This is a genomic window from Vibrio sp. CB1-14 (assembly GCF_040412085.2).
GTDB classification, from domain to species: domain Bacteria; phylum Pseudomonadota; class Gammaproteobacteria; order Enterobacterales; family Vibrionaceae; genus Vibrio; species Vibrio chaetopteri.
The window spans coordinates 1449880-1472220 of sequence record NZ_CP115920.1; the positions used below are offsets into that span (position 1 = coordinate 1449880).

At 46.7% G+C, this 22341-nt stretch carries 15 protein-coding genes, 4 tRNA genes and 1 pseudogene; 16 read left to right on the forward strand and 4 right to left on the reverse strand.

Annotated features, from left to right (window positions below):
- Positions 1–19: 19 nt before the first annotated feature.
- Both torA and PG915_RS06570 read left to right on the forward strand, forming a co-directional pair.
- On the forward strand, positions 20–2482 hold the full coding sequence (gene torA / locus PG915_RS06565; protein ID WP_353498393.1) for a trimethylamine-N-oxide reductase TorA: 2463 nt from the start codon (positions 20–22) through the stop codon (positions 2480–2482).
- Positions 2483–2585: 103 nt separating this feature from the next.
- The gene (locus tag PG915_RS06570; RefSeq protein ID WP_353498394.1) at positions 2586–4340 is read left to right on the forward strand and encodes a glycoside hydrolase family 36 protein; all 1755 of its coding nucleotides are present in this window, start codon (positions 2586–2588) and stop codon (positions 4338–4340) included.
- A gap of 9 nt (positions 4341–4349) precedes the next feature.
- On the opposite strand, the gene PG915_RS06575 is transcribed toward PG915_RS06570, so the two are convergent.
- Complete coding sequence (locus PG915_RS06575; protein ID WP_353498395.1) at positions 4350–5579, reverse strand: putative manganese transporter; 1230 nt, start codon at positions 5577–5579, stop codon at positions 4350–4352.
- Between the two features lie 220 nt (positions 5580–5799).
- On the opposite strand from PG915_RS06575, the gene PG915_RS06580 reads away from it, so the two are divergent.
- From PG915_RS06580 to PG915_RS06590, 3 genes are all read left to right on the forward strand, one after another.
- On the forward strand, positions 5800–6705 hold the full coding sequence (locus PG915_RS06580) for a manganese-dependent inorganic pyrophosphatase (protein WP_353498396.1): 906 nt from the start codon (positions 5800–5802) through the stop codon (positions 6703–6705).
- Positions 6706–6835: 130 nt separating this feature from the next.
- A complete protein-coding gene (locus PG915_RS06585) occupies positions 6836–7222 on the forward strand; it encodes a DUF2750 domain-containing protein (RefSeq protein WP_042499372.1) in 387 nt (128 codons plus the stop codon).
- A gap of 101 nt (positions 7223–7323) precedes the next feature.
- Entirely contained in the window at positions 7324–7857 is a 534-nt protein-coding gene (locus PG915_RS06590; protein ID WP_353498397.1) for a phosphatase PAP2 family protein, read from the forward strand.
- 67 nt (positions 7858–7924) lie between these two features.
- Here the strand turns inward: PG915_RS06590 and PG915_RS06595 are convergent, their stop codons facing one another.
- Together PG915_RS06595 and yeiP are read right to left on the reverse strand one after the other, a co-directional pair.
- Positions 7925–8242 (reverse strand): HI1450 family dsDNA-mimic protein, encoded by a 318-nt coding sequence (locus PG915_RS06595; RefSeq protein ID WP_338164042.1) that lies wholly within the window; start codon positions 8240–8242, stop codon positions 7925–7927.
- A 3-nt stretch (positions 8243–8245) separates the two neighbouring features.
- A complete protein-coding gene (gene yeiP / locus PG915_RS06600) occupies positions 8246–8812 on the reverse strand; it encodes an elongation factor P-like protein YeiP (RefSeq protein WP_042499378.1) in 567 nt (188 codons plus the stop codon).
- Positions 8813–8972: 160 nt separating this feature from the next.
- Here yeiP and PG915_RS06605 point away from each other — a divergent pair, with 160 nt between their 5' ends.
- Together PG915_RS06605 and PG915_RS06610 are read left to right on the forward strand one after the other, a co-directional pair.
- The gene (locus PG915_RS06605; protein ID WP_353498398.1) at positions 8973–9752 is read left to right on the forward strand and encodes a nucleotidyltransferase domain-containing protein; all 780 of its coding nucleotides are present in this window, start codon (positions 8973–8975) and stop codon (positions 9750–9752) included.
- 259 nt (positions 9753–10011) lie between these two features.
- Positions 10012–11079: a DUF3089 domain-containing protein gene (locus PG915_RS06610; protein WP_353498399.1), complete on the forward strand. Its 1068-nt coding sequence runs from the start codon at positions 10012–10014 to the stop codon at positions 11077–11079.
- 185 nt (positions 11080–11264) lie between these two features.
- Here PG915_RS06610 and PG915_RS06615 read toward each other — a convergent pair whose 3' ends face one another.
- Complete coding sequence (locus PG915_RS06615) at positions 11265–13643, reverse strand: DNA polymerase II (protein ID WP_353498400.1); 2379 nt, start codon at positions 13641–13643, stop codon at positions 11265–11267.
- A gap of 484 nt (positions 13644–14127) precedes the next feature.
- Between PG915_RS06615 and uvrY the strand changes: the two genes are divergently transcribed.
- From uvrY to PG915_RS06660, 9 genes and pseudogenes are all read left to right on the forward strand, one after another.
- A complete protein-coding gene (uvrY, locus tag PG915_RS06620) occupies positions 14128–14772 on the forward strand; it encodes a UvrY/SirA/GacA family response regulator transcription factor (protein ID WP_006075673.1) in 645 nt (214 codons plus the stop codon).
- A gap of 13 nt (positions 14773–14785) precedes the next feature.
- Positions 14786–16620: pseudogene (gene uvrC / locus PG915_RS06625) on the forward strand (excinuclease ABC subunit UvrC).
- Between the two features lie 48 nt (positions 16621–16668).
- Positions 16669–17223 (forward strand): CDP-diacylglycerol--glycerol-3-phosphate 3-phosphatidyltransferase, encoded by a 555-nt coding sequence (gene pgsA, locus PG915_RS06630; protein ID WP_353498401.1) that lies wholly within the window; start codon positions 16669–16671, stop codon positions 17221–17223.
- Between the two features lie 316 nt (positions 17224–17539).
- A tRNA-Cys gene (locus PG915_RS06635) sits at positions 17540–17613 on the forward strand.
- A gap of 18 nt (positions 17614–17631) precedes the next feature.
- Positions 17632–17707 (forward strand) — tRNA-Gly (locus tag PG915_RS06640).
- A 64-nt stretch (positions 17708–17771) separates the two neighbouring features.
- Positions 17772–17858: transfer RNA gene (locus PG915_RS06645), tRNA-Leu, on the forward strand.
- 26 nt (positions 17859–17884) lie between these two features.
- Positions 17885–17960, forward strand: a tRNA-Gly gene (locus tag PG915_RS06650).
- Positions 17961–18199: 239 nt separating this feature from the next.
- Positions 18200–18922 carry a riboflavin synthase subunit alpha gene (locus tag PG915_RS06655; RefSeq protein WP_353498402.1) on the forward strand — a complete coding sequence of 241 codons (723 nt, stop codon included), beginning with the start codon at positions 18200–18202 and terminating at the stop codon, positions 18920–18922.
- 501 nt (positions 18923–19423) lie between these two features.
- Positions 19424–22321, forward strand: coding sequence for a pyridoxal phosphate-dependent class III aminotransferase (locus PG915_RS06660; protein ID WP_353498403.1), 2898 nt, complete (start codon positions 19424–19426; stop codon positions 22319–22321).
- Positions 22322–22341 lie beyond the last annotated feature (20 nt).

Here is a 22341-nt window from a genome sequence, read left to right on the forward strand (position 1 = left end):
CGTCAATTGGAGTTAAAAAATGGCAATTACAAGAAGAAGCTTCCTTAAAGGCGTGGCGGGTTCGAGTGCAGCAACACTGATAGGTCCGAGCCTACTGGCGTCAGCGACTGCAAGCGCTGCAGAAACAGACGGCACTTGGAAAGTATCTGGTTCACACTGGGGCGCGTTTCGCGCCCGAGTGTGGGGCGGCAAAGTTCAAGAGATCAAACCGCTAGAAGTGGATAAATACCCAACAGACATGTTGAACGGTATTAAAGGCATTATTTACAGCCCATCTCGTGTTCGTTACCCAATGGTTCGCCTTGATTGGCTGAAGAAGCACAAGTACGCACCTGAGACGCGCGGTAACAACCGTTTTGTGCGTGTGACTTGGGATGAAGCGCTAGATTTGTTCTACCGTGAACTTGAGCGCGTGCAAAAAGACTACGGTCCTTATGCTCTGCACACAGGTCAAACAGGTTGGCGTCAAACCGGCCAAATGCACAGCTGTACTAACCATATGATGCGTGCAATGGGTCTACACGGTTACTCAGTTAAGAAAGTAGGTGACTACTCAACAGGTGCGGGTCAAACCATCCTGCCATACGTGTTAGGCTCGACGGAAGTTTACGCTCAAGGTACATCTTGGGAGCTTATCCTAAAGAACAGTGACAACATCATTCTTTGGGCAAACGACCCAGTGAAAAACCTTCAAGTTGGTTGGACATGTGAAACGCATGAGTCGTTTGCATACCTAGAGCAGCTTAAAGAGAAAGTCGCTAAAAAAGAAATCAACGTTATCTCGGTTGACCCTGTTAAAAATAAAACGCAGCGTTACCTAGAAAACGACCACATGTATGTAAACCCACAAACTGACGTAGCCTTTATGCTAGGTCTGGCTCACGTGCTGTACAACGAAGATCTATACGATAAGAAATTCATCGAAACGTATTGCCTAGGTTTTGATGATTTCATTAAGTATGTTCAAGGTGAAACCAAAGATCGCGTGGAGAAGACGCCTGAATGGGCTGCTGAGATTTGTGGTGTACCCGCTGACAAGATCCGCGAGTTTGCTCGTATGCTGGTTAACGGTCGTACGCAAATCCTGTTCGGCTGGTGTGTTCAGCGTCAAGAACACGGTGAGCAACCATACTGGATGGGTGCAGTACTGGCTTCAATGATTGGTCAAATCGGTCTGCCAGGTGGCGGTGTGTCTTATGGCCACCACTATTCAGGTATTGGTGTTCCTTCAACAGGGTTTGCGGCTCCAGGCTCGTTCCCGTTGAACATCGATCAAGGCCAAACACCTAAGTACACCAACCAAGATTACAAAGGCTACAGCCGCGTAATCCCAGTTGCTCGTTGGGTGGACAGCCTTTTAGAGCCAGGTAAGAAGATCAACTCAAATGGTTCGGTTGTGACCCTGCCTGACATCAAGATGATGGTATTTAGTGGTAATAACCCTTGGCATCACCACCAAGATCGCAACCGCATGAAGAAAGCGTTCCGCAGCCTTCATACTGTTGTGGCGATTGATTTTGCTTGGACTGCAACGTGCCGCCACTCTGACATCGTGCTACCAGCATGTACTCAGTGGGAACGTAACGATATTGACGGTTACGGTGCGTACTCAGGCCGTGGTCTGATTGCGATGCATAAGCTTGTCGACCCGCTATTCCAGTCTAAGACTGACTTCCAAATCATGACGGAACTTACTCGTCGTTGGGGGCGCTCTGAAGACTACACGCGTGGCATGACAGAAATGGAGTGGGTGAAATCACTTTACGACAACTGTAAAGAAGCCAACAAAGGTAAGTTTGAACTTCCAGAGTTTGCTGAGTTCTGGGAAAAAGGCTTCCTAGACTTCGGTACAGGTAAACCTTGGGTTCGTCACGCAGATTTCCGTGAAGATCCAGAGATCAATGCATTGGGTACACCATCTGGCTTTATCGAGATCACGAGCCGTACTATCGGCAACATGAACTACGAACACTGCCAAGAGCACCCAATGTGGTTTGAAAAGTCAGAACGTTCGCATGGCGGTCCTGGCTCTGAAAAACACCCGTACTGGCTACAATCTTGCCACCCGGACAAGCGTCTGCACTCACAGATGTGTGAATCAGAAGAGTTCCGTGCGACTTACACTGTACAAGGTCGCGAGCCGATTTACATCAACCCAACAGATGCTAAAGCCAAAGGCATCAAAGATGGCGATGTGGTTCGCGTATTTAACGACCGCGGTCAACTACTGGCAGGTGCGGTTGTAACAGACAGCTTTGCTTCAGGCGTGGTTCGTATTGAAGAGGGCGCATGGTATGGTCCACTTAACGAGAAAATTGGCGCATTGGATACCTATGGCGATCCAAACACCCTGACGCAAGATATCCCATCGTCGGAGCTTGCGCAGGCAACGTCAGCGAACACTTGTTTGGTGGACTTTGAGAAGTTTGTAGGCAAACTTCCACCAGTGACCTCGTTCGGCGGCCCGATCGAAGTGGTATAATGCAGGTAAGTGCTAACTAGTACACAAAACCCATCGGAAACGATGGGTTTTTTTATACCTGACAATATACTCATTAGGTAACCTATTTAATTGTTGAGTAACAATGACTGAGTATATTTCTGTTTTACCAGAGCTCGATGCTTTGGCGATCAATCCCGACATTGAGATCAAGTTAGAAGGCTCTGAGTTAACGTGTCACTATCGCAGCGTTTTTCCGCGCGCCTTGCCTTCTCAAACGGCGTTACTGCGTTTTGAAAACCAAGTAGAAACAGGCGCTCAACTGCTTGGTGATGGGTTTCAGATGCTCTGCCAGACGGCTGGCTCACCGACAGCTTTAGTGGATGTCGGCCGCTGTCCTGACAATAACGCCAGTTATCGGCTCTATCCGCAGGATGCACCTAAACGCTTTTACAACTACCTAGTTGTGGAGCAGTCAACCGGCTTTCAATTGTACGGTTTCACATCCTGCCATCGCTTTGCCGGCTACTTTGAGCTTGATCAGACACATCACGGCATTGATGTGGTGGCTTACATCGACGGCGAAGAGAGCGAACCACAGTTTTGGGAGACCAATCAACTAGAATCGCTTGTTGTGATCCATGGGAGCAGTTTAGAAAGTGTCTATGAGCGGTATGCTCAGCACATTGCCAACCATCACCCGGCTCGAAGTGGTGTCACGCAGTCGAGCCCAATCGGATGGTGTTCGTGGTATGCCTACTATGCCGAAGTCACTAAACAAAATGTCATCGACAACACGCAAATCATGACAGAGCAGCTTAATGACTTACAGTGGGTATTGCTCGATGATGGCTATCAAGCTTTTATGGGAGATTGGCTAACGCCTTCTGATAAGTTCGAGGGGGGAGTGAAATCGCTCATTGCGGAGATCCGAGCTCAAGGCAGAAAGCCTGCCATTTGGCTAGCGCCGTTTATTGCTCAAGCGGAATCAGAGATTTTCCAGCAGCATCCAGAGTGGTTTTTGAAACACCCATCTGGTGAGCTTTTGAAAGCGGAAGACATCACCTATGGCGGTTGGCGCTGCACACCTTGGTATATTTTGGATGCGACACATCCAGAGGTGCAAGCACATTTAACTCGTGTTGTTAAAGTGATGCGCGAAGAATGGGGCGTAGAGCTTTTCAAACTTGATGCAAACTACTGGGGCACTCTAAAAGGCGTGCGTCATCAAAGAGGGGCGACGGGTATTGAAGCTTATCGTCTTGGGATGGCAGCGATCAACGAAGGGGCTGGCGATGCGCTTGTACTCGGCTGTAACGCGCCAATGTGGCCTTCTCTTGGGCTAGTCGATGCGATGCGAGTGTCCGATGATGTTGAGCGACATGTAGAGCGTTTTGAGCAAATCGCGAAAGAGACGTTCTATCGCAGTTGGCAACATCAGCGCTTGTGGCTCATTGACCCAGATTGCGCTACGTTCACGTCACTGCCGAATCAAGGAGCAGACCGCAGCGCGTATGAGTTTCATCGTAACGTGCTTTTAGCGGCGGGTGGTTTGCTGCTCTCTGGTGATCCTCTGCCTGAGCTAACGCCTTTTGCCGAGGAAACGTTGGCACGGCTGATCGCTCGTCAGCATCAAACCAGTCGCGCCTCAGTCTTTAGCTCGTTGACCCTTAATCATGCCACGCTTAAGTTGTCCGAAGAAAGACGCTTGCATAGCCTATTTCATTACAATGATGTGGTCAGTGAGTACACCCTAACTACCGAGTTTCCAAGTGATTGGTACGATTTTTGGACTGGTGAGAAGCTCAACCAAGAGCCTGCTCAGATACAGATCGTCCCTATAAACCAAGGACTCAGTAGTCGAGCGGTCGTATCAATCGTTCACTTGCCGGTGGCGTAAAGGGCGCGGTTAGACTTCAAACAGCCAATAGTACCCATATCCTACTATGAGCGCTGGTAGCGCAGAGTAAAAGGTCGCTACCAGTGCTGCTTTAGGCGCCAGCGCAATTGCTGGGAACAAAGCATCTCCATCATTAGAAAGTGCATTCGATATCTGTGCAGACATTGGCACAACACCGCCAAGATATAAGCTGGTCACCAGTATTTGTGGACCACAACCTGGAAGCAAGCCCACGAGCATACCGATCAGCGGCATGTAAACGCCGTATCCTGATAGCGAACTCGCCATATCGATCTTGGCGAAGTGAATCGATAATTCGAAAGCGAGAAATGCTACGATCACCCAAGCGCTGACAAAGTGCGTATCTTGCGCTGCTTTTTGCATTGGGTGTGAGGCAGGGCGTTTGTCATCTTCAGCTACAGCACTTTGATAATCCTTAATCTCTTTGGTAAATGCCCACAGAAACATCATCACGACGGCGAGCACCGCACCGATCCATTCAATCGTGCCCTCTGGGAGACTGAAAACCGCATTGACGTCAACTTGAAATGACATAGCGAAGGCAATCGCAACGGTTGGGACGATGAGCCAAGTCCAAAATAGCCCTTGTAGATTGATTGCTCTGTGCTGCAAAGGGTTCGCTGCGTTTTGCGAGCAACAATCAACGCTTGCTGCCAGACTATTGACTATATTACTCATTTTGCTGTCTGGATTAGGTCTTAGGAAGTCGTCGGCGTGAATGCGATTGACGATTAAACCTGTGATGGCTCCGACAACAACGCCAAGCGCCATCATTCCAAGTCCAACACTTGGCTGACTGGCTATCAATAAGAACGCGGCATCACCCATAGTGGCAGTCAGTACGGCAACAACAGAGCCAAACCCCACGCGGCCAGCAACAAACTGGGTGGTGACGATGATGGCGCCTCCACAGCCTGGAAGGACGCCGAGCATTGAAGATATCAATACCTGGTAGGTGGGTGATTGATGGTAAAGCGCCACCATTCGGTGCTGACTTGACATCATGCGGGCGACTTGGTGGTAGATGACTAAGGTGAAAGCAACATACGTCGATACTGCCCAAAATGCATCCGCGAGGGCATTCATCGTAACGTCACGCGTTGCGCTTGTGATGAGCAACAGTGTCAGAGCGATCGGGAGAATCAAGCGTTTATACTTAGGCTTGAATTGGTCAACGCTGAGGCCATTGACGACAGTAGAGTTTGTCATGTGAAGCATAACTTTCACCGATAGTAAATGCGAATTATTCTCAATAGTATGCTGATGATAGTAATTCTCAATGGCATTTGTGTATTTTATTTACCTTCTATGAAGGGGAAAGAATCCCGCTAATCGCACATCAACCGATGACAAATCGAGAAAATCAGGTAAAGTATCGCCCCTGTGAGAGTAATACAGGCGAACTCGCCTGAATGATCAGAATTAGTTAGGAAGCAAAATGATTTTAGTTGTCGGTCATAAAAACCCAGATAGTGATAGCATTTGTGGTGCACTTGTTGCCGCAGAACTTCTAAAGGCTCGTGGTCTTGAAGCGACGCCAGTTCGTCAAGGCGAGATTAACCGTGAGACGCAACACATTCTTGCAACAGCAGGCGTTGACCAACCAGAACTACGCACAAGCGTTGCTGGTGAAAAAGTTTGGCTAGTAGACTACACAGATCTAGCGCAAGCACCAGACGATATCAACGAAGCAGAAATCCTAGGTATTGTTGACCACCACCGTCTAGGTGATGTGATGACAGTAAACCCTCTTGAAGCTTGGATCTGGCCTGTAGGTTGTACTTGTACCATCCTATTTAACCTATTCAAGATGGAGCAAGCAGAAATCACTCGCCCACTAGCGGTTCTAATGATGTCTGCAATCCTATCTGACACAGTAGGCTTCGCATCTCCAACTTGTACTCAAAAAGACAAAGATGCGGTTCTAGAGCTAGCACAAATCGCTGGTGTTGAAGATCTAGACGCGTTCATCAAAGATCTACTGATCGCTAAAACAAACATTGAAGGTCTATCTGCTGCTGAACTAGTAGAAAAAGATCTTAAAGCGTACCCATTCAATGGTCGTGATGTGGTTGTTGGTCAGGTTGAGCTTGCGACACTTGAGCAAGTTGATGGCATGATCGAAGCACTAGAAGCTGACCTAGCTCGCCGCTGCGAAGAAGAAGGTCTGGCTTTCGCTGCAGTGATGCTAACTGACATCACAACCGCTCAAACTCGTCTAATCTCCAAAGGTGAATGGGCTGAGAAACTGATTAAGCATGAGAAAGACGGCATGCTTATGATGGAAAATACACTAAGCCGTAAGAAGCAAGGCTGGCCTTGGCTGCAAAACGAGCTAGTGTAACTTTTCACTAAGTCTTACAAAGCCCTAGTTACCGTGACTAAACGTCATAGGTGCTGGGGCTTTTTAATTCCGCTATTCTAAAGTTAAACTTAACCTTTAGAGCTACAAATAATCAAAAAGGTGCGCTGCAATGGCATTAGAACAACATCAAATTGATGAGATTTCTCGTTACGATGAAGAGAAGAGACTGAAGTACAGTGTAAAAACCATGGTGCAAGAACGTCAAATCTGGATCCTGACTGACGAACACGGCTGCGTGATGCTCAACACAGAAGATGAAGATTGCGTGCCTGTATGGCCGAATCAAGAGTTTGCGGAGCAATGGGCGACGGGCGAATGGGATAACTGCAAAGCCGAAGCGATTTCACTGAACAAGTGGCACAGTCGCTGGACGTATGGCTTAGAAGACGATGAGCTTGCCGTGGTTGTATTTCCGAATCAAAACGAGGAAGGCGTGGTGCTATTCCCAGACGAGTTTGACTTTGAGTTAAAAAAACAGGCGAGTAAAACGCGCTGAAAACTGGCACCAATAAAGCGTAATCAGGCACTTCACACAGTAGGCAGAAAAACAAACATAAGGTAGACTTATCATCCCTTTACTTCTGCTTACTGTTTGTTATGTCGCGACTTTTTTTACTTATCTCTAGTTTAGTATTTACTTCCTTTAGTCATGCTTCCAACAAAGAAGCGTGGGACACGTTCAGCGACATTGGGGCTTATGGCCTTGTGGGACTGGCCGCAGCAATGCCCGCCTATCAAAAAGATTGGGAAGGGGTTTGGCAAGCTGGCCTGAGTATCGGTTCCGCTTCTGCGATTGGTCTGATTGGCAAACATACCATTGACGCGCCGCGTCCAGACGGCAGCGACAACAAAAGCTTCCCTTCGAATCACACCGCGAACGCCTTCGCATCCGCAACAACCCTTTATATCCGTCAAGGATGGCAAGTCGGTCTGCCTGCCTATGGTATGGCAGCCATGGTAGGGGTAGGACGCGTGCAAGCAGACAAACACTATTGGCGAGACGTAGCGGCGGGTGCTGCCCTTGGCGTTTTGACGGGCTGGGTATTCACCGACAAGTTAGATGAAAACCTTCAGGTGATTCCTTATGCAAGCTCGCGTTCGGCAGGAGTGTCATTGACGTACGTTTGGTAACACTGCACTGTGATAGCAGCCAATAAAAAGCCCAGCATTGCTGGGCTTTAAGCGATGTGTGGTAGCGTTAGTCACGCTTCCAAAGAATATGGCAGAACTTATTGTCAGGATCACGGCTTACGAGCAAGCGCGCAAACACATCATCTAAGACATCGTTTTCTTCGTTCACAAGACCAATGCGGACTTCTGCATAGCTCTCATCAACGTCAAAGCCAACGTGCTCCACCCAATCTGCGCCAGTTTCAACAATCTCCGCTGCACCGCGGTCATCGAATTGCGCAGTGAAAAGGATAACGTCGGCTGCTTCCAGATTATCTGGTGCCATCTCTAGGAAGATATCGTATGCCGCTTCAATCACGTCATCGTATGAAATCAGTTCTGACATAACTTACGCTCGGTTCATGTATTTGCGTTCTGCAGTGTTGATCACTACGCGGTCACCCTGTGCGATGTACTCAGGTACTTGCACTGTCAGGCCTGTTGATAGACGAGCTGGCTTAGTTCGAGCAGACGCTGAAGCGCCTTTGATTGAAGGGTCAGTTTCTTCGATCACTAGCTCAACAGACGATGGTAGCTCAAGGCCAACCGCACTGCCGTTCACTAGGATAACTTGAACACCTTGTGTGTCTTCGTTGATGAACAGCAGGTCATCTTCGATGTCATCGTGCTTGAACGTGAACTGGCTGTAGTCTTCGTTATCCATGAAGATGTACTCATCACCATCAACGTAAGAGAAAGTCACGTTGCGCTTGTTCATTTCTACCGTTTCAAGCGTGTCATCTGATTTGAAACGCTCATCAACTCTAGAGCCTGTTGCCAAATCCGTACAACGTAGCTTGTAGATCTTTGCGCCGCCACGGCCACCAGGAGTGGTGACTTCGATATCTTTGATTAGCAACGTTTTGCCATTTGACTCAATCGCAAAACCTTTTTTAAGCTCACTTGCCTTAGGCATGGAATATTTCCTTCGTTTTTTTGTTTAGACAGTCAATTATACGTTCGAAATCTAGGTTTGCTCAAGAAGGGAATGACGTCTCAAGCACGACAATTCAACGTTGAATCCCAAAATCGGCAATCGTAGAATAGGGGAACAATCAAATCGACCAAGTAACGACGTGCAAACCCAAGTATCAACCCAATCGCTAATTCACTATGCCATTCCACAGCCAAGCTATATACCAGTCATTGAAGACCTAATAGCGTGCCTAAAATCGGGACTGAAAGAGAGCCTGCATAGCGTTTATGTCTATGGGTCCGTGGCGAATGGCACCGCGATACCAAACGTATCGAACCTTGATGTGGTGTTGATCACTCATGCGCCTTTCTCGGCGAGCCAAAAGGCATTGTTTAACTCGATTAATTGGCGGTTTCAAAAAGACTTTCCTTTTGTAAAAGGGCTGGCCATTCGTACTGCTCTAGTGAGTGAAGTGGCGTCACTTTCGGCTCTGTTTACTTGGGGTTTTTTACTCAAGCAGTGCTGCACCAACGTGTACGGTGAGGATTTGTCAGAGTGCTTTGGTGATTACGTGCCGAGCTGGGAAATTGCCAAGCAGTGGAATATGGATATCGAGCAAAGCGCTGCATTGCTTAGAAAAGAAGTTGCTTTGGCTGAAGATGCGCAGTCGCAAGCCGATGCTCAGCGCAGGTTAGCGAAAAAGCTACTCAGAGCAGCCTACGGTTTGGTGCTTCATAGAACCAAGCGCTGGTTAGATGATCCTCTAGAAAGTGGTAGGGCATTTCTCGAGTTCTACCCACAGCGCGAGCAAACCGTTGAGCGCCTCGGTATTTTGCTTGGCGGACGGGTAATACCAAAACGCTCAGTTGTTGGCCTTGTGGATGACTTCGCTCCCTGGCTTGTCAAAGAGTATCAGAAGACCGAGTTTAAGATTGGTTGAATGAGCACTATCATTTGGATAAATGTATCGGAAGACAATAAAGTTTGTCACTTCTGCTCTGTCAGTTCACTTGGCAGAGATTTATGTGAACCGGCTATAGCAAACACGCCTTTGCCCCAAACTTTCTCAGAACTTCCGAACGGAACACCTGACCTGTAGAAACGTTAACCTAATCAGTACTATCCATAAGCTCTCTGCTATATTTGCAATGTACGTTACGGTGTCTGCTGTTATGTCTATCCACCTGAGTGGAGTTATCATGAAAAAAATCATTCTATTAGTAAGTGTTTTATTAGTTTCTTTCATAGTGTTTGTCATAGGGCCAAAAACAATACTGTTGCTTTTAAATTACCCAATGCACGATTTTGGCGATAAAAAAATAACTGATGCACCAAATTACGCACTTGAAAGTGATTGGGAGTTATATGGACAAGAGCCTACTCAAGATTTAGGGGTCGATGTGTTTTTTATTCACCCAACAGGATATTTTAGAAGTGAGCATTGGAATAGCCCTTTACTAGAAATGAGTGCTGCTAGTCATAATAGAAGTTGGATGATGGCTAATATGGCTGTTGTTTTTAGTGACTTTTCTGTATATGCACCAAAATATAGAGAAGCATCAATTTACGCTTTTTTTGATGTGGAAGGCCAGAATGGCCAATCTGCCCTAAACCTTGCATATAGTGATGTAAAAGCTGCCTTTTATGCTTTTCTTGAGAAAACTAACGGTAGGCCATTTATTATCGCAGGGCACAGTCAGGGATCAGCGCACGGCATTAGATTATTAAAAGAAATTGAAAAAAGTTCCTATTCTTCTCGACTAGTTGCAGCCTATTTTCCTGGTGGCATACAAGCATCGATGGTCACAGAGTTGATTACTCCCCTTTGCTCTAAAAGTACAGAAACCAGCTGCTACGTTGCATGGTCAACTTATGGGGCTGACTATAAGCCAAATGATGACGAATTAAGGGATCCGTTCGTTTGTGTTAACCCTATTTCTTGGATTATTGATGGTAGTGCAGAAAAAGAAGAACATCTAGGTATGGTTACTGAGGTTGGCCAAGTTAGTTTTAAGGTCATGGGTGATGATCGAGTTCCCGACTATACCTTTACTCAACTATCACCTCCAATATCAAAGTATACGGATGCAGATTGTGATCAAGGAGTACTTCGAGTCCATATACCTAATCCTGAAAGTTATAAAGTATTTAGTGATAATGACTATCACAATTACGATTACTCTCTTTTTCATATGGATGTCAGAGAGAATGCTCGGTTAAGGGCGGAGCAATATCATGAAGATTTTAATAGTAAGGCGCGTAATTAAAAATGCATAACAAGAGGATATGTCAGATTTATTTCGATATCCCAAACAAATTTTTGTCCAAAACTGTTTCAGAAAGTGGTCAAATTCTAGCTTTTTATAGCCCAATAATTGCTTGAAAAGGCGCGTTTCCGATCAAAGTTTGTTGTCCTCCGACAAAATGCTATTGTTTGAACAAAACCTAGCAGTTAGAACAGCCCCATTTGTGGTGCACTCAAATCATCGAAGTTCATGCCAATAAACGGCAAGATAGCCTCCGCAACTGGCCTTAACTGCTTATCAATGTAGTGTTGATAGTCGATGGGTGAGCGTTGATACTCTTTTGGTTCAGGCCCATTAACAGTTATCACGTACTCGATGCGCCCGCGATTTTGATATTGTAACGAGCGTCCTAATTGTTGGTTGATATCATCCGCCATTCTAGCTGCTCGTACTTGTGGCGGAACATTCTTTTGATACTCGTGCAGCTTTCTACGTAGTCTTTTCTTATACACCAGTTGCGTATCATATTCACCCCGTAGCGTCGACTCAACAAACTCTCGAACATAGTCAGCAGGATCTTGATGGTTAAACACCATCATATAAAGTGTTTGCTGAAACGCCTGTGACAGCGCCGTCCAATCGGTACGCGCACTTTCCAATCCTTTAAAGATGAGGCGTGCATTATCACCTTCACCGATTAGGCCTGCGTAGCGTTTTTTAGAGCCAGTTTCTGAGCCGCGTATGGTTGGCATTAAAAATCGTTGATAATGTGTTTCGTACTCTAGCTCTAAGATCGAAGTTAGGTTGTACTCTTGCTCGAGATGCTCAGTCCACCAATGGTTGATCGCCTCAACCAGTTCGTTGCCGACTTTATCTGCTTCTTCTGGTGAAAAGGCAGCGTTTAATGACACGAAAGTAGAGTCCGTATCACCATAAATTACCTGATAGCCTTTCTCTTCAATCAGTTTTTTGGTGGTCTTCATGATTTCGTGTCCACGCATCGTGATGGAAGAGGCTAGCCTTGTATCGAAAAAACGACAACCCGATGAGCCAAGCACGCCATAGAATGAGTTCATGATGATTTTAATGGCCTGGGAAAACGCCTTTTCATTGTTGATTTTTGCGACATCACGCGCCTTCCACAATTCTTGAATTAAATTTGGAAGAAAATGCTGCATTCTATGGAACTGACCTCCTCTAAATCCTGCGACGGCTTGGTCGTCATCTTTGCCGATTTCAAGCTTCAGGCCTTCTATTAAGCCCATTGGATCAATCAAAAATGAGCGGATAATCGAAGGGTATAGGCTCTTAAAGTCGAGAACCAAGACAGAATCATACAGGCCGGGAATAGAATCCATCACATAGCCGCCAGGGCTTGCCACCCAGTTCTCAGGATGCAAATTAGGAGCTGCGTAGTGAGCGCGGTGCAATCTAGGTAAGTAAAGATTGGTAAAAGCTGCCACTGAGCCCCCGACGCGGTCGAGTTCCACTCCCGTCAACTTGGTACGTTCAATGACAAACTGTAGCAGGTGGGTGTGCTCAAAAATACGGTTCACCAGCACGCAGTCTTGTAAGTTGTACTTGGCAAGTGAGGGCTTGTCTTTGCGGAACATGGCGTTGATTTCATCCATGCGATCATGCACGTTGTGGATGGCTTTACCTTCTCCGAGCAGTTCTTGAGACACAGACTCAAGCGACCAAGAACGAAAGTTATAGGTCGCGGTTTTAAGGGTATCTATCCCATCTAACACCACCCTACCTGGCATAGTGATAAAGCTTTGCTGGCTAGAGGGCAGAGTGCGGAAGTAGATTTTTTGTGTATTGCGTCCAAGTGAGAGTACAACGTTATTGAACTCAGCTCGCTTGTTGAGCAATTTGAAGTCGAAATCGATAACGCTCCAACCGACAACCACATCGGGGTCAAACGTTTGAAACCAATCATTGAGCGCAAGCAGCAGCGATTTCTCGTCATTAACCCATAGGGTAGGCGTTTCACACGCTTGTGGTTCGCCAATCATAATAACGCGGCTGTCGCTTGGACTATCAAGACCGATGGAATAGAGCACGCCCTTTTCCGAGCATTCAATGTCGAGTGACACGACTTTGAGCTCTGGTTGGTAATCGTGAGCCTTACATTTAGCTTCTGTTATACGTAGGAATTGGTTCGGCCGACCTGGATTGATGGTTTCTGCACGTCCTGATACCGCTAAGCTGCCCTGAATATAGCGTTCCATCAAAAAGCGGTCTGCCAGTTTAATGTCGGCTTCCAGTACGAGAATATCTGCCGCTATCAGTTTTTCATTCAACTGGCGAGCGGCGGCGATAGAATCGCTGTATACCGCTATCAGGTCTTTGCCGTCAAAGCTCGACATCTCTATTTGCTTGAAATTGACGGTGAGCCTTGCATCGTGCGCTACGTTTTGAACATGGCCTCTGTCATCATTTGGTACGAAAAAGACGGGTTTTTGTCCTTCGATGAGAATCTGCGCGGGCCCTTGAGGTGTGGATAGCCACAATTCTATTTGCGAGCCAAAGCGAGTATCTCTGGCTTGGCGGGTTAATAAAAAACCTTGATGAATGTCCAAATGAAGCAAATTCCTACATGATGCGCTGAGCTTGAGTAAATTTTGTGCAAATTCTTACACAATGATAGCCCTGAGTGATAGTCAAGTGTAACAAAGGTCCCACTAGAGCCAAAGTTTCTCAAATTGGGCTAAACTTTAGTAGCAATACTAGATTTCTAGAATAGTGATTTATATCGATATTTTGCAATTATGTAGCGGATAATGTGATAGGTGTTTCATAGTGGGTTAAAGTGGATTTATGCCCATAAATCGGGGGGTTACGTTAGAGATAACTAATGGTTGTATGATTTGTAACCTAATGATTTTAAAGTTTTTATGATTGACGACGTCGAATCTTCGTCGTAATGTGTTTCGCAAACTATGCGCCCGTGCACGATTTGTATGGGAGCTTTTAAACGTAAGATGAGGTATGATAGTCAGCCATGCTGCTATCCACTAACCTCAAGTGGTCGCAGAGCCAATAGATAAGTGTGGAGATACAAGTTTGATTAATGTTTTCCTTGTAGATGATCACGAACTGGTTCGCACAGGGATACGACGTATTATTGAAGACGTCCGTGGAATGAATGTGGCAGGGGAAGCTGACAGTGGTGAAGAAGCCGTAAAATGGTGTCGTAGCAACCATGTTGACGTCATTTTAATGGATATGAATATGCCTGGTATTGGTGGACTCGAAGCGACGAAAAAGATCCTTCGCCATAATCCAGACATTAAGATCATCGTGTTAACTGTGCATACGGAAAACCCATTTCCGACAAAAGTTATGCAGGCAGGTGCCGCAGGCTACCTGACCAAGGGCGCTGCGCCAGATGAAATGGTGAATGCCATTCGTCTTGTTAACAGCGGCCAGCGCTATATCTCCCCTGAGATTGCTCAGCAGATGGCGCTTAGCCAATTTTCATCAGCATCAGAAAACCCGTTCAAAGATCTCTCTGAACGTGAACTTCAGATCATGATGATGATTACCAAAGGCCAAAAGGTAACGGATATCTCAGAGCAATTGAGCTTGAGTCCTAAAACCGTGAATAGCTATAGATATCGACTGTTCAGTAAGCTTGATATCAACGGTGATGTTGAACTGACCCACTTAGCGATTCGACATGGAATGCTAGATACTGAGACCTTATAGTTGAGACAGTATCGTGTCGGAACCCATTTTTGACTCAACATCATTCCTCAAAACCGTAACTAACCAACCCGGCGTCTACCGTATGTATGACGCCGAGTCGGTCGTTATCTACGTTGGTAAAGCCAAAGACCTCAAAAAGCGCCTTTCTAGCTACTTCCGCAAGCGAGTAGATAGCGAAAAAACCCGCGCGCTGGTCAGCAACATCCACAAAATCGATGTCACGGTTACACATACCGAAACCGAAGCGTTGATCCTCGAACACAACTACATCAAGCAGTACCTTCCCAAATACAATGTATTGCTTCGAGATGATAAGTCGTATCCTTATATTTTTCTGTCAGGCCATAAACATCCAAGGCTTTCCATGCATCGAGGGGCAAGACGGAAAAAAGGCGAGTACTTTGCCCTTATCCAGACTCTGGAGCCGTGAGACAAACCCTACACTTGCTACAAAGGATTTTCCCTGTTCGTCAGTGTGAAGACTCTGTCTATGCCAATCGAAGTCGACCGTGCTTAATGTACCAAATTGGTCGCTGTGCGGGGCCTTGTGTCAGCACTATCATTTCCGATGATGAGTACGATGAATTGGTTGGTTTACTGCGTTTATTCTTGCAAGGCAAAGACAAAAACGTAGTGCAGATGCTGGTGGAGAAGATGGATGAGGCGAGTCGCAATCTAGCCTTTGAACAAGCCGCTAAGTACCGTGATCAGATCCAAGCCATCCGACGTGTTCAAGAGCAGCAATTTGTCTCTGAAGACAGTGACGATGACATGGATGTACTGGGTTTTGCTCAGGAAAATGGTGTGGCTTGTGTCCATATCTTGATGATTCGCCAAGGTAAAATCTTAGGCAGCCGTAGCCATTTTCCTAAGATCCCAAATAATACAGAGCAAGCTGAAGTCTTTTACAGCTTCTTGAGTCAGTATTACCTTAATCATTCTGAATCACGAACGATTCCAACGCGGATCATTCTGAATGACGGTTTGGTTGAAGACGTCAATGACATGTCGAAGGCCCTGACTGAAATTGCCGGTCGCAAGGTTTTATTCCATATCAACCCAACTGGCGCACGAGGTCGATACCTTAAGCTATCGAACACCAATGCACTTACAGCGATCACCACTAAGATCAACCATAAAATGACGATCAATCAGCGCTTCAAGGCCCTTCAAGAGGCATTGAGCATTGAGAACATCACTCGCATGGAATGTTTCGATATCAGTCATACCATGGGTGAGAACACCATTGCCTCTTGTGTTGTATTCAATCAAGAGGGGCCGGTGAAACAAGAGTATCGCCGATACAACATCACAGGTATAACCGGTGGCGATGACTACGCCGCAATGGGGCAAGTCCTTGAGCGTCGCTATTCGAAGCAAATCGATGTCGACAAAATCCCCGATATTATCTTTATAGATGGTGGTAAAGGGCAGCTCAATCGCGCTGTTGATATTGTGTCTGAATACTGGGACGATTGGCCGAAGCGCCCACTAATGATGGGTATTGCTAAAGGTGTAACTCGTAAACCGGGTCTGGAGACTTTAATTACTCCTGAAGGGCGAGAGTTTAATTTACCGAGTGACGCGCCAGCGCTGCATCTTATACAGCATATTCGTGATGAGAGCCACAATCATGCGATTGCGGGACATAGAGCAAAACGTGCGAAAGCTCGTCGTACCAGTCCGTTAGAGGGAATTGAAGGTATCGTCCCGAAACGTCGCCAGTCATTGCTGAAATACATGGGTGGCTTACAAGAGCTGAAACGTGCAAGTGTAGAAGAAATCGCCAAAATACCAGGAATTAGCAAATCTTTGGCAGAAAACATCTATCAAGCATTGAAACAGTGATGAAAATCCCGCAACATAAACAGGCAGTAAAATAGAGCCGATAATAATATGCGTTTAAACATCCCTAACATTTTGTCTTTGTTGAGATTATTTCTCATCCCCGTGTTCGTCGTTGCTTTCTACCTTCCGTATAGTTGGGCGCCGTTTGCCGCCGCTATGATTTTCTGGGTGGCAGGCTTCACTGACTGGCTCGATGGGATGTTAGCGAGAAAGCTTGGGCAAACGTCCCGTTTTGGTGCTTTCATTGATCCGGTCGCGGATAAAGTCCTAGTGGCCACCGCACTCATTCTCATCACTGAACATTACCATTCCATTTGGGTCACCATTCCTGCTGTGACCATGATTGCCCGAGAAATCATTATTTCAGCACTGCGTGAGTGGATGGCCGAGATTGGCAAACGAGCAAGTGTGGCAGTGTCTTGGGTGGGCAAGGTCAAGACTGTTTCTCAAATGTTTGCGCTCTGGGTTCTTATTTGGCGTTATGACGATTGGATGATTTGGGTAGGTTATGTGGCGCTGTATGTCGCGACTGTTTTGACTTACTGGTCAATGATGCAATACCTAGCGGCAGCAAAAGACGATTTGCTTAATGCAGATGAGTAGTTAGCGGATTACTTCAACAGTATTTAGCACAGTATGAAATTTGCAGGAGTAGGTGCCATAAGGACTAAAAGTCGACTCAAATCAAACGTCTCGGCTAGGTGTCTTTTGGTAAGTTGACAAGTTTACTAGACCTAAATGTGCATGTTTTTGCTAGAAAATTGAGCAAATTAGCGGTTTTTGGGTATTTCTTGGTCAAACGATTCAAAATATCAAAAAACGTGTTGACTCATTTTCCTGATTGCGTAAAATGCCTCCCGTACTCAAGAGGAACTGCTTAAAACGAAAGTGAAGAGCAAAACTTCAAGAGTAACAAAAAGGCGCCTTGGCAGAGTGGCTATGCAGCGGATTGCAAATCCGTGGACCTCGGTTCGACTCCGGGAGGCGCCTCCATTCTCTCTTAGAGAATATGCGACACTAGCTCAGTTGGTAGAGCGCAACCTTGCCAAGGTTGAGGTCACGAGTTCGAACCTCGTGTGTCGCTCCAAATATAGTGATATGGCCTTGAAGGCGGTATCAAGATGGTGTCTCCATCGCAAAGGATTTTGCGTGCCCTGGTGGTGGAATTGGTAGACACAAGGGATTTAAAATCCCTCGACGTTCGCGTTGTGCCGGTTCAAGTCCGGCCCGGGGCACCATCTCAATTTAGTCTGAAAAGACAAATGCGACACTAGCTCAGTTGGTAGAGCGCAACCTTGCCAAGGTTGAGGTCACGAGTTCGAACCTCGTGTGTCGCTCCAAACACTAAAACCCCAGCAGAAATGCTGGGGTTTTCTTGTTTCTAGCGATGTGCATTAGTCTCGCCTGAGGTCCCGGTTTGGGAATGAGGTGAACCTCGTGCCCGCATCCGGTCGAGTCGCTCCAAACACTAAAGCCTCAGCAAAAATGCTGAGGCTTTCTTGTTTTAGCCTTTATCTTACTGATTCTTTTTGCAATGATGTCCGTACTAAAAGCACTCTAATCGTTAATCGAGGCCTCTATGTTTACCGGTATTATTCAATCCGTCGCCACCATTGATAAAATTACAGATCTTAATGGTATCCGTACTTTTGAAATTGACTTTGAAGAAGGCTTTTGTGTCGATGTCGAAATTGGCGCTAGTATTGCTGTGGATGGTGTCTGCCTAACGGTAACCGAGATCCAAACCGACAAGCGTTTATCGTTCGATGTCATGCTGCAGAGTCTCAACATCACCACACTGAGTTCATTTGAACAAGGGCAAGTAATCAATGTTGAACGTGCGGCTAAAGATGGTGCGGAAATTGGTGGTCACCCGCTATCGGGGCATGTGGACTTTAAAACGCCTCTAGTGGCCGTAGAACAGCAAGAAGACAACTATCGCATCAAATTCCAACTGCCCAAAGAGTGGAAACCTTATGTATTCCCTAAGGGTTATATCGCAATCAATGGCGCGAGTTTGACTGTGTCTGAGGTCGATAAACAAGAGGGCTGGTTCGATGTTTGGCTTATCCCAGAGACTCGCCGCATGACGACTTTTGAAGGCAAGGGTGTGGGCGATGACGTTAATATCGAAATTGAAAGGGGTACGCAAGTTGTCGTCGATACGGTGCGAGACACTATCGCAGAAACATTAGGGCCGCTTCTACCTATGTTTGAAAAGTTCTTAGAGCAGAATGGTGTGGATGTAGACGCGATTGGCCATGCGACTACTAAGAGCTTGAGCGATAAGAAAGATCAGTAAACATGTTAAAAAAAGCCGCCTCCAACGAGGTGGCTTTTTTTATGGTATAGGTTTGATATCGTTAACAAATGCTTTATAAATTGAGCAATACTTCCACTGATAAAACGGTTGCGATGATAATGAGTTTTATGTTACTTTCCCGCCCAATCTCGGAATGAATCTGGGGGATACGCGTCGTAACCATTCAAGCTGATTGTGATACGACGTAGGGTAGGTACTGGTTATGCCAATAATCAGTAGACGGGATACTGATGCCTGGACAGGCATATTTATGGGAAACCCAACATTGAAACACATTAACTCTCACTCAAAAATCAGCTTTGTACTTCCAAACTGTGTATTACGCGTAAATCGTAGTATCACAGAGCCTTGATTCTCAACATCGATCTATTTTCCTAGCGCGTTTGCGTTGGGCTTCGTCACATCTGTTATTCAGGTGGGGCTCGTTTTGTTGTTCGCGTAACAGCTAATTCTGTGCGCGTAAAATCAGGTTACAAGTAAATGAGTACAGCATTCGAATTTGATTCCAAAGAATTCGCGTCTTCGATTTCCGTGCAAGTTCCGCATGTCGAAGGCACCTACGATCTGACCCCAGATCAAGTTCTACTAGACCAAGCTGAGCATGAATCAGAAGTACGTTCGTATCCGCGACGTCTTCCGATTGCCATTAAGCGCGCTTATGGTGCCTTAGTGGAAGATACTCGTGGTCAAATCTTCTTAGACTGTTTAGCCGGTGCAGGCACCTTGGCGATGGGGTATAACCACCCTGAAATAAACCAAGCTCTAAAAGAGCAGCTAGATTCTGGTCTGCCATACCAAACGCTCGATATCACTACAGAAGCTAAAGACCGCTTTATCAAACGCGTAAAAGGCTTCCTGCCAGAGCAGTTTGCTGTGGATTCAGTGATTCAGTTTTGCGGCCCTTCTGGGGCTGACGCAGTGGAGGCGGCCATCAAGCTTGCCAAGCAAACTACCGGTCGCAACACCATGTTTGCCTTCCGCGGTGCGTATCATGGCATGACGAATGGCACCATGGGCATGATGGGTAATCTTGGTACTAAGGCGCGTCGCACCGGACTGATGTCCGATGTGCACTTTATGCCATTCCCGTACAGTCTGCGTTGTCCGTTTGGACTCGGTGGCGATGCGGGCGCTAAGCAAAGCATTCGCTACATTGAGCGTCTTCTCAATGACGACGAAGCAGGCATCATGAAACCTGCGGCAATCATTGTTGAGCCAGTGCAAGGTGAAGGTGGCGTGATCCCGGCTCCGGCGTTTTGGCTCAAAGAGCTGCGCAGGATCTGTGATGAACATGAAATTCTACTGATTCTGGATGAGATCCAGTGCGGTGTGGGTAAAACGGGTTACCGATTTGCCTTCGAAGAAGCGGGAATCAGCCCAGATATCCTTTGTCTTTCCAAAGCGATTGGTGGCGGTTTGCCAATGTCGATCTTGGTGTTCAACAAAAGTGTCGATACCTGGAATGCTGGTGAACACACAGGGACATTCCGTGGTAACCAATTAGCGATGGTGTCGGGTGCGAAAGCGCTTGAGATCATCGAGCGAGATAACCTTGTCGAGCACGCCAGTATTGCAGGCGAATATCTGCGCCTTGGTCTAAACAAAATCAAAGATCGCGTGAACTGCATTGCCGAAGTTCGCGGCAAAGGCCTGATGCTAGGCGTTGAAATCGTTAAACCAAGCGGCGAACACAACAAGTTTGGTGAGCCTGTTGCTGATGGCGGGCTGACACTCGCGATTCAACGCGCTGCGCTCGAGCGCGGTCTAATGGTTGAAAAAGGTGGTCGTGACGGCTCAGTCATTCGTTTTCTGCCACCACTTATCATAAGCTTTGAGCAGATTGACTTTGCGCTGCGCACTATCGAAGAGGCGATCATTGTTGCTGGCGGCGGCGAGAAAACCGAGCAAGAGGCGAAGGAATCTAGCTGGCGAAAGCACTTCATCCATACTGGTGAGCAAGGTGCCACTGAGTTTGCCCAGGTGATGAATCACACCACTCAAGCGATGAAAGAAGTGTTTGAGAAGGTCAGCAAACCATACTCTGGGTTGGATCCGAAAACGCTCGAACACCTTATCAATGACGTCAATCTTGATAGTCAAAACAACAGCCTACAAAGCGTTGTGGATGAAACAGCAGGACTTGTTGCTGAGCACTCAATCTTCACTCAACACCCAGACTGTATTGCTCATTTGCACACGCCTCCGCTGATGCCTGCGGTAGCAGCAGAAGCCATGATTGCGGCGCTAAACCAGTCAATGGATTCTTGGGATCAAGCATCTGCAGCAACGTATGTTGAGCAAAAGGTGTTGGATTGGCTGTGTGAGCGTTATGGGCTTGGCGAAAGTGCGGATGGCATTTTCACCAGTGGTGGTACGCAAAGTAACTTGATGGGTTTACTGCTCGCTCGTGACCGTATTGCGGATATCACTGACGGTCACTCTATTCAGAAACTGGGTCTGCCAAGCTACGCCGATAAACTGCGTATCGTATGCTCAGACAAGTCACACTTCACGGTACAAAAGTCAGCGTCACTGCTTGGTCTTGGTGAAAAAGCGGTGCACTGCGTAGCAACTCACGACAATGGCACGATTAAGACAGATGCCTTGCTCGCTGATATCACAGCACTTAAGGAAGAAGGACTCATCCCGTTTGCATTGGTTGGCACCGCTGGCACTACAGACCACGGCGCGATTGATGACCTAGCTGCCCTTGCCGATATCGCCGCTCAGTTTGGTCTTTGGTTCCATGTTGATAGTGCTTATGGCGGCGCTCTGATTTTGAGCAGTCATAAAGATAAGCTCCAAGGCATCGAAAAAGCCGATTCCGTGAGTGTTGATTTCCATAAGCTGTTCTATCAAACCATCAGCTGTGGCTCACTGCTTGTTAAAGACAAAGCTAACTTCAAATACCTGCTTCATCATGCTGATTACCTCAATCGCGAACATGACGAGCTGCCTAACTTGGTTGATAAATCTATCGCAACAACCAAGCGTTTTGATGCTCTGAAAGTCTTTATGACGATGCAAAACGTCGGCCCAGATGCGTTAGGTGAGATGTACGATCATCTGATGGATCAAACTCAGCAAGTGGCCCAGTTGGTCGAAGCTCACCCTCAGTTTGAGCTGTTGGCTAAGCCGTCTCTATCGACTGTACTCTTTAGGGCGACAAACACAGAAGCCGCTGACTTAGAGCAACTCAATAAAACGATTCGTATCGAAGCGCTAACTCGCGGTGTGGCGGTACTAGGGGAAACCGTCGTAAACGGTCATTCGGCACTGAAATTTACAATTCTAAACCCTTGCTTGAAGCTATCGGATTTTGAGGCGCTTCTAAACAATATTCATCAATTAGCCCTTGAGCTAACTAACTCTCACTAAGAGAAAAAGGAAACAAAACA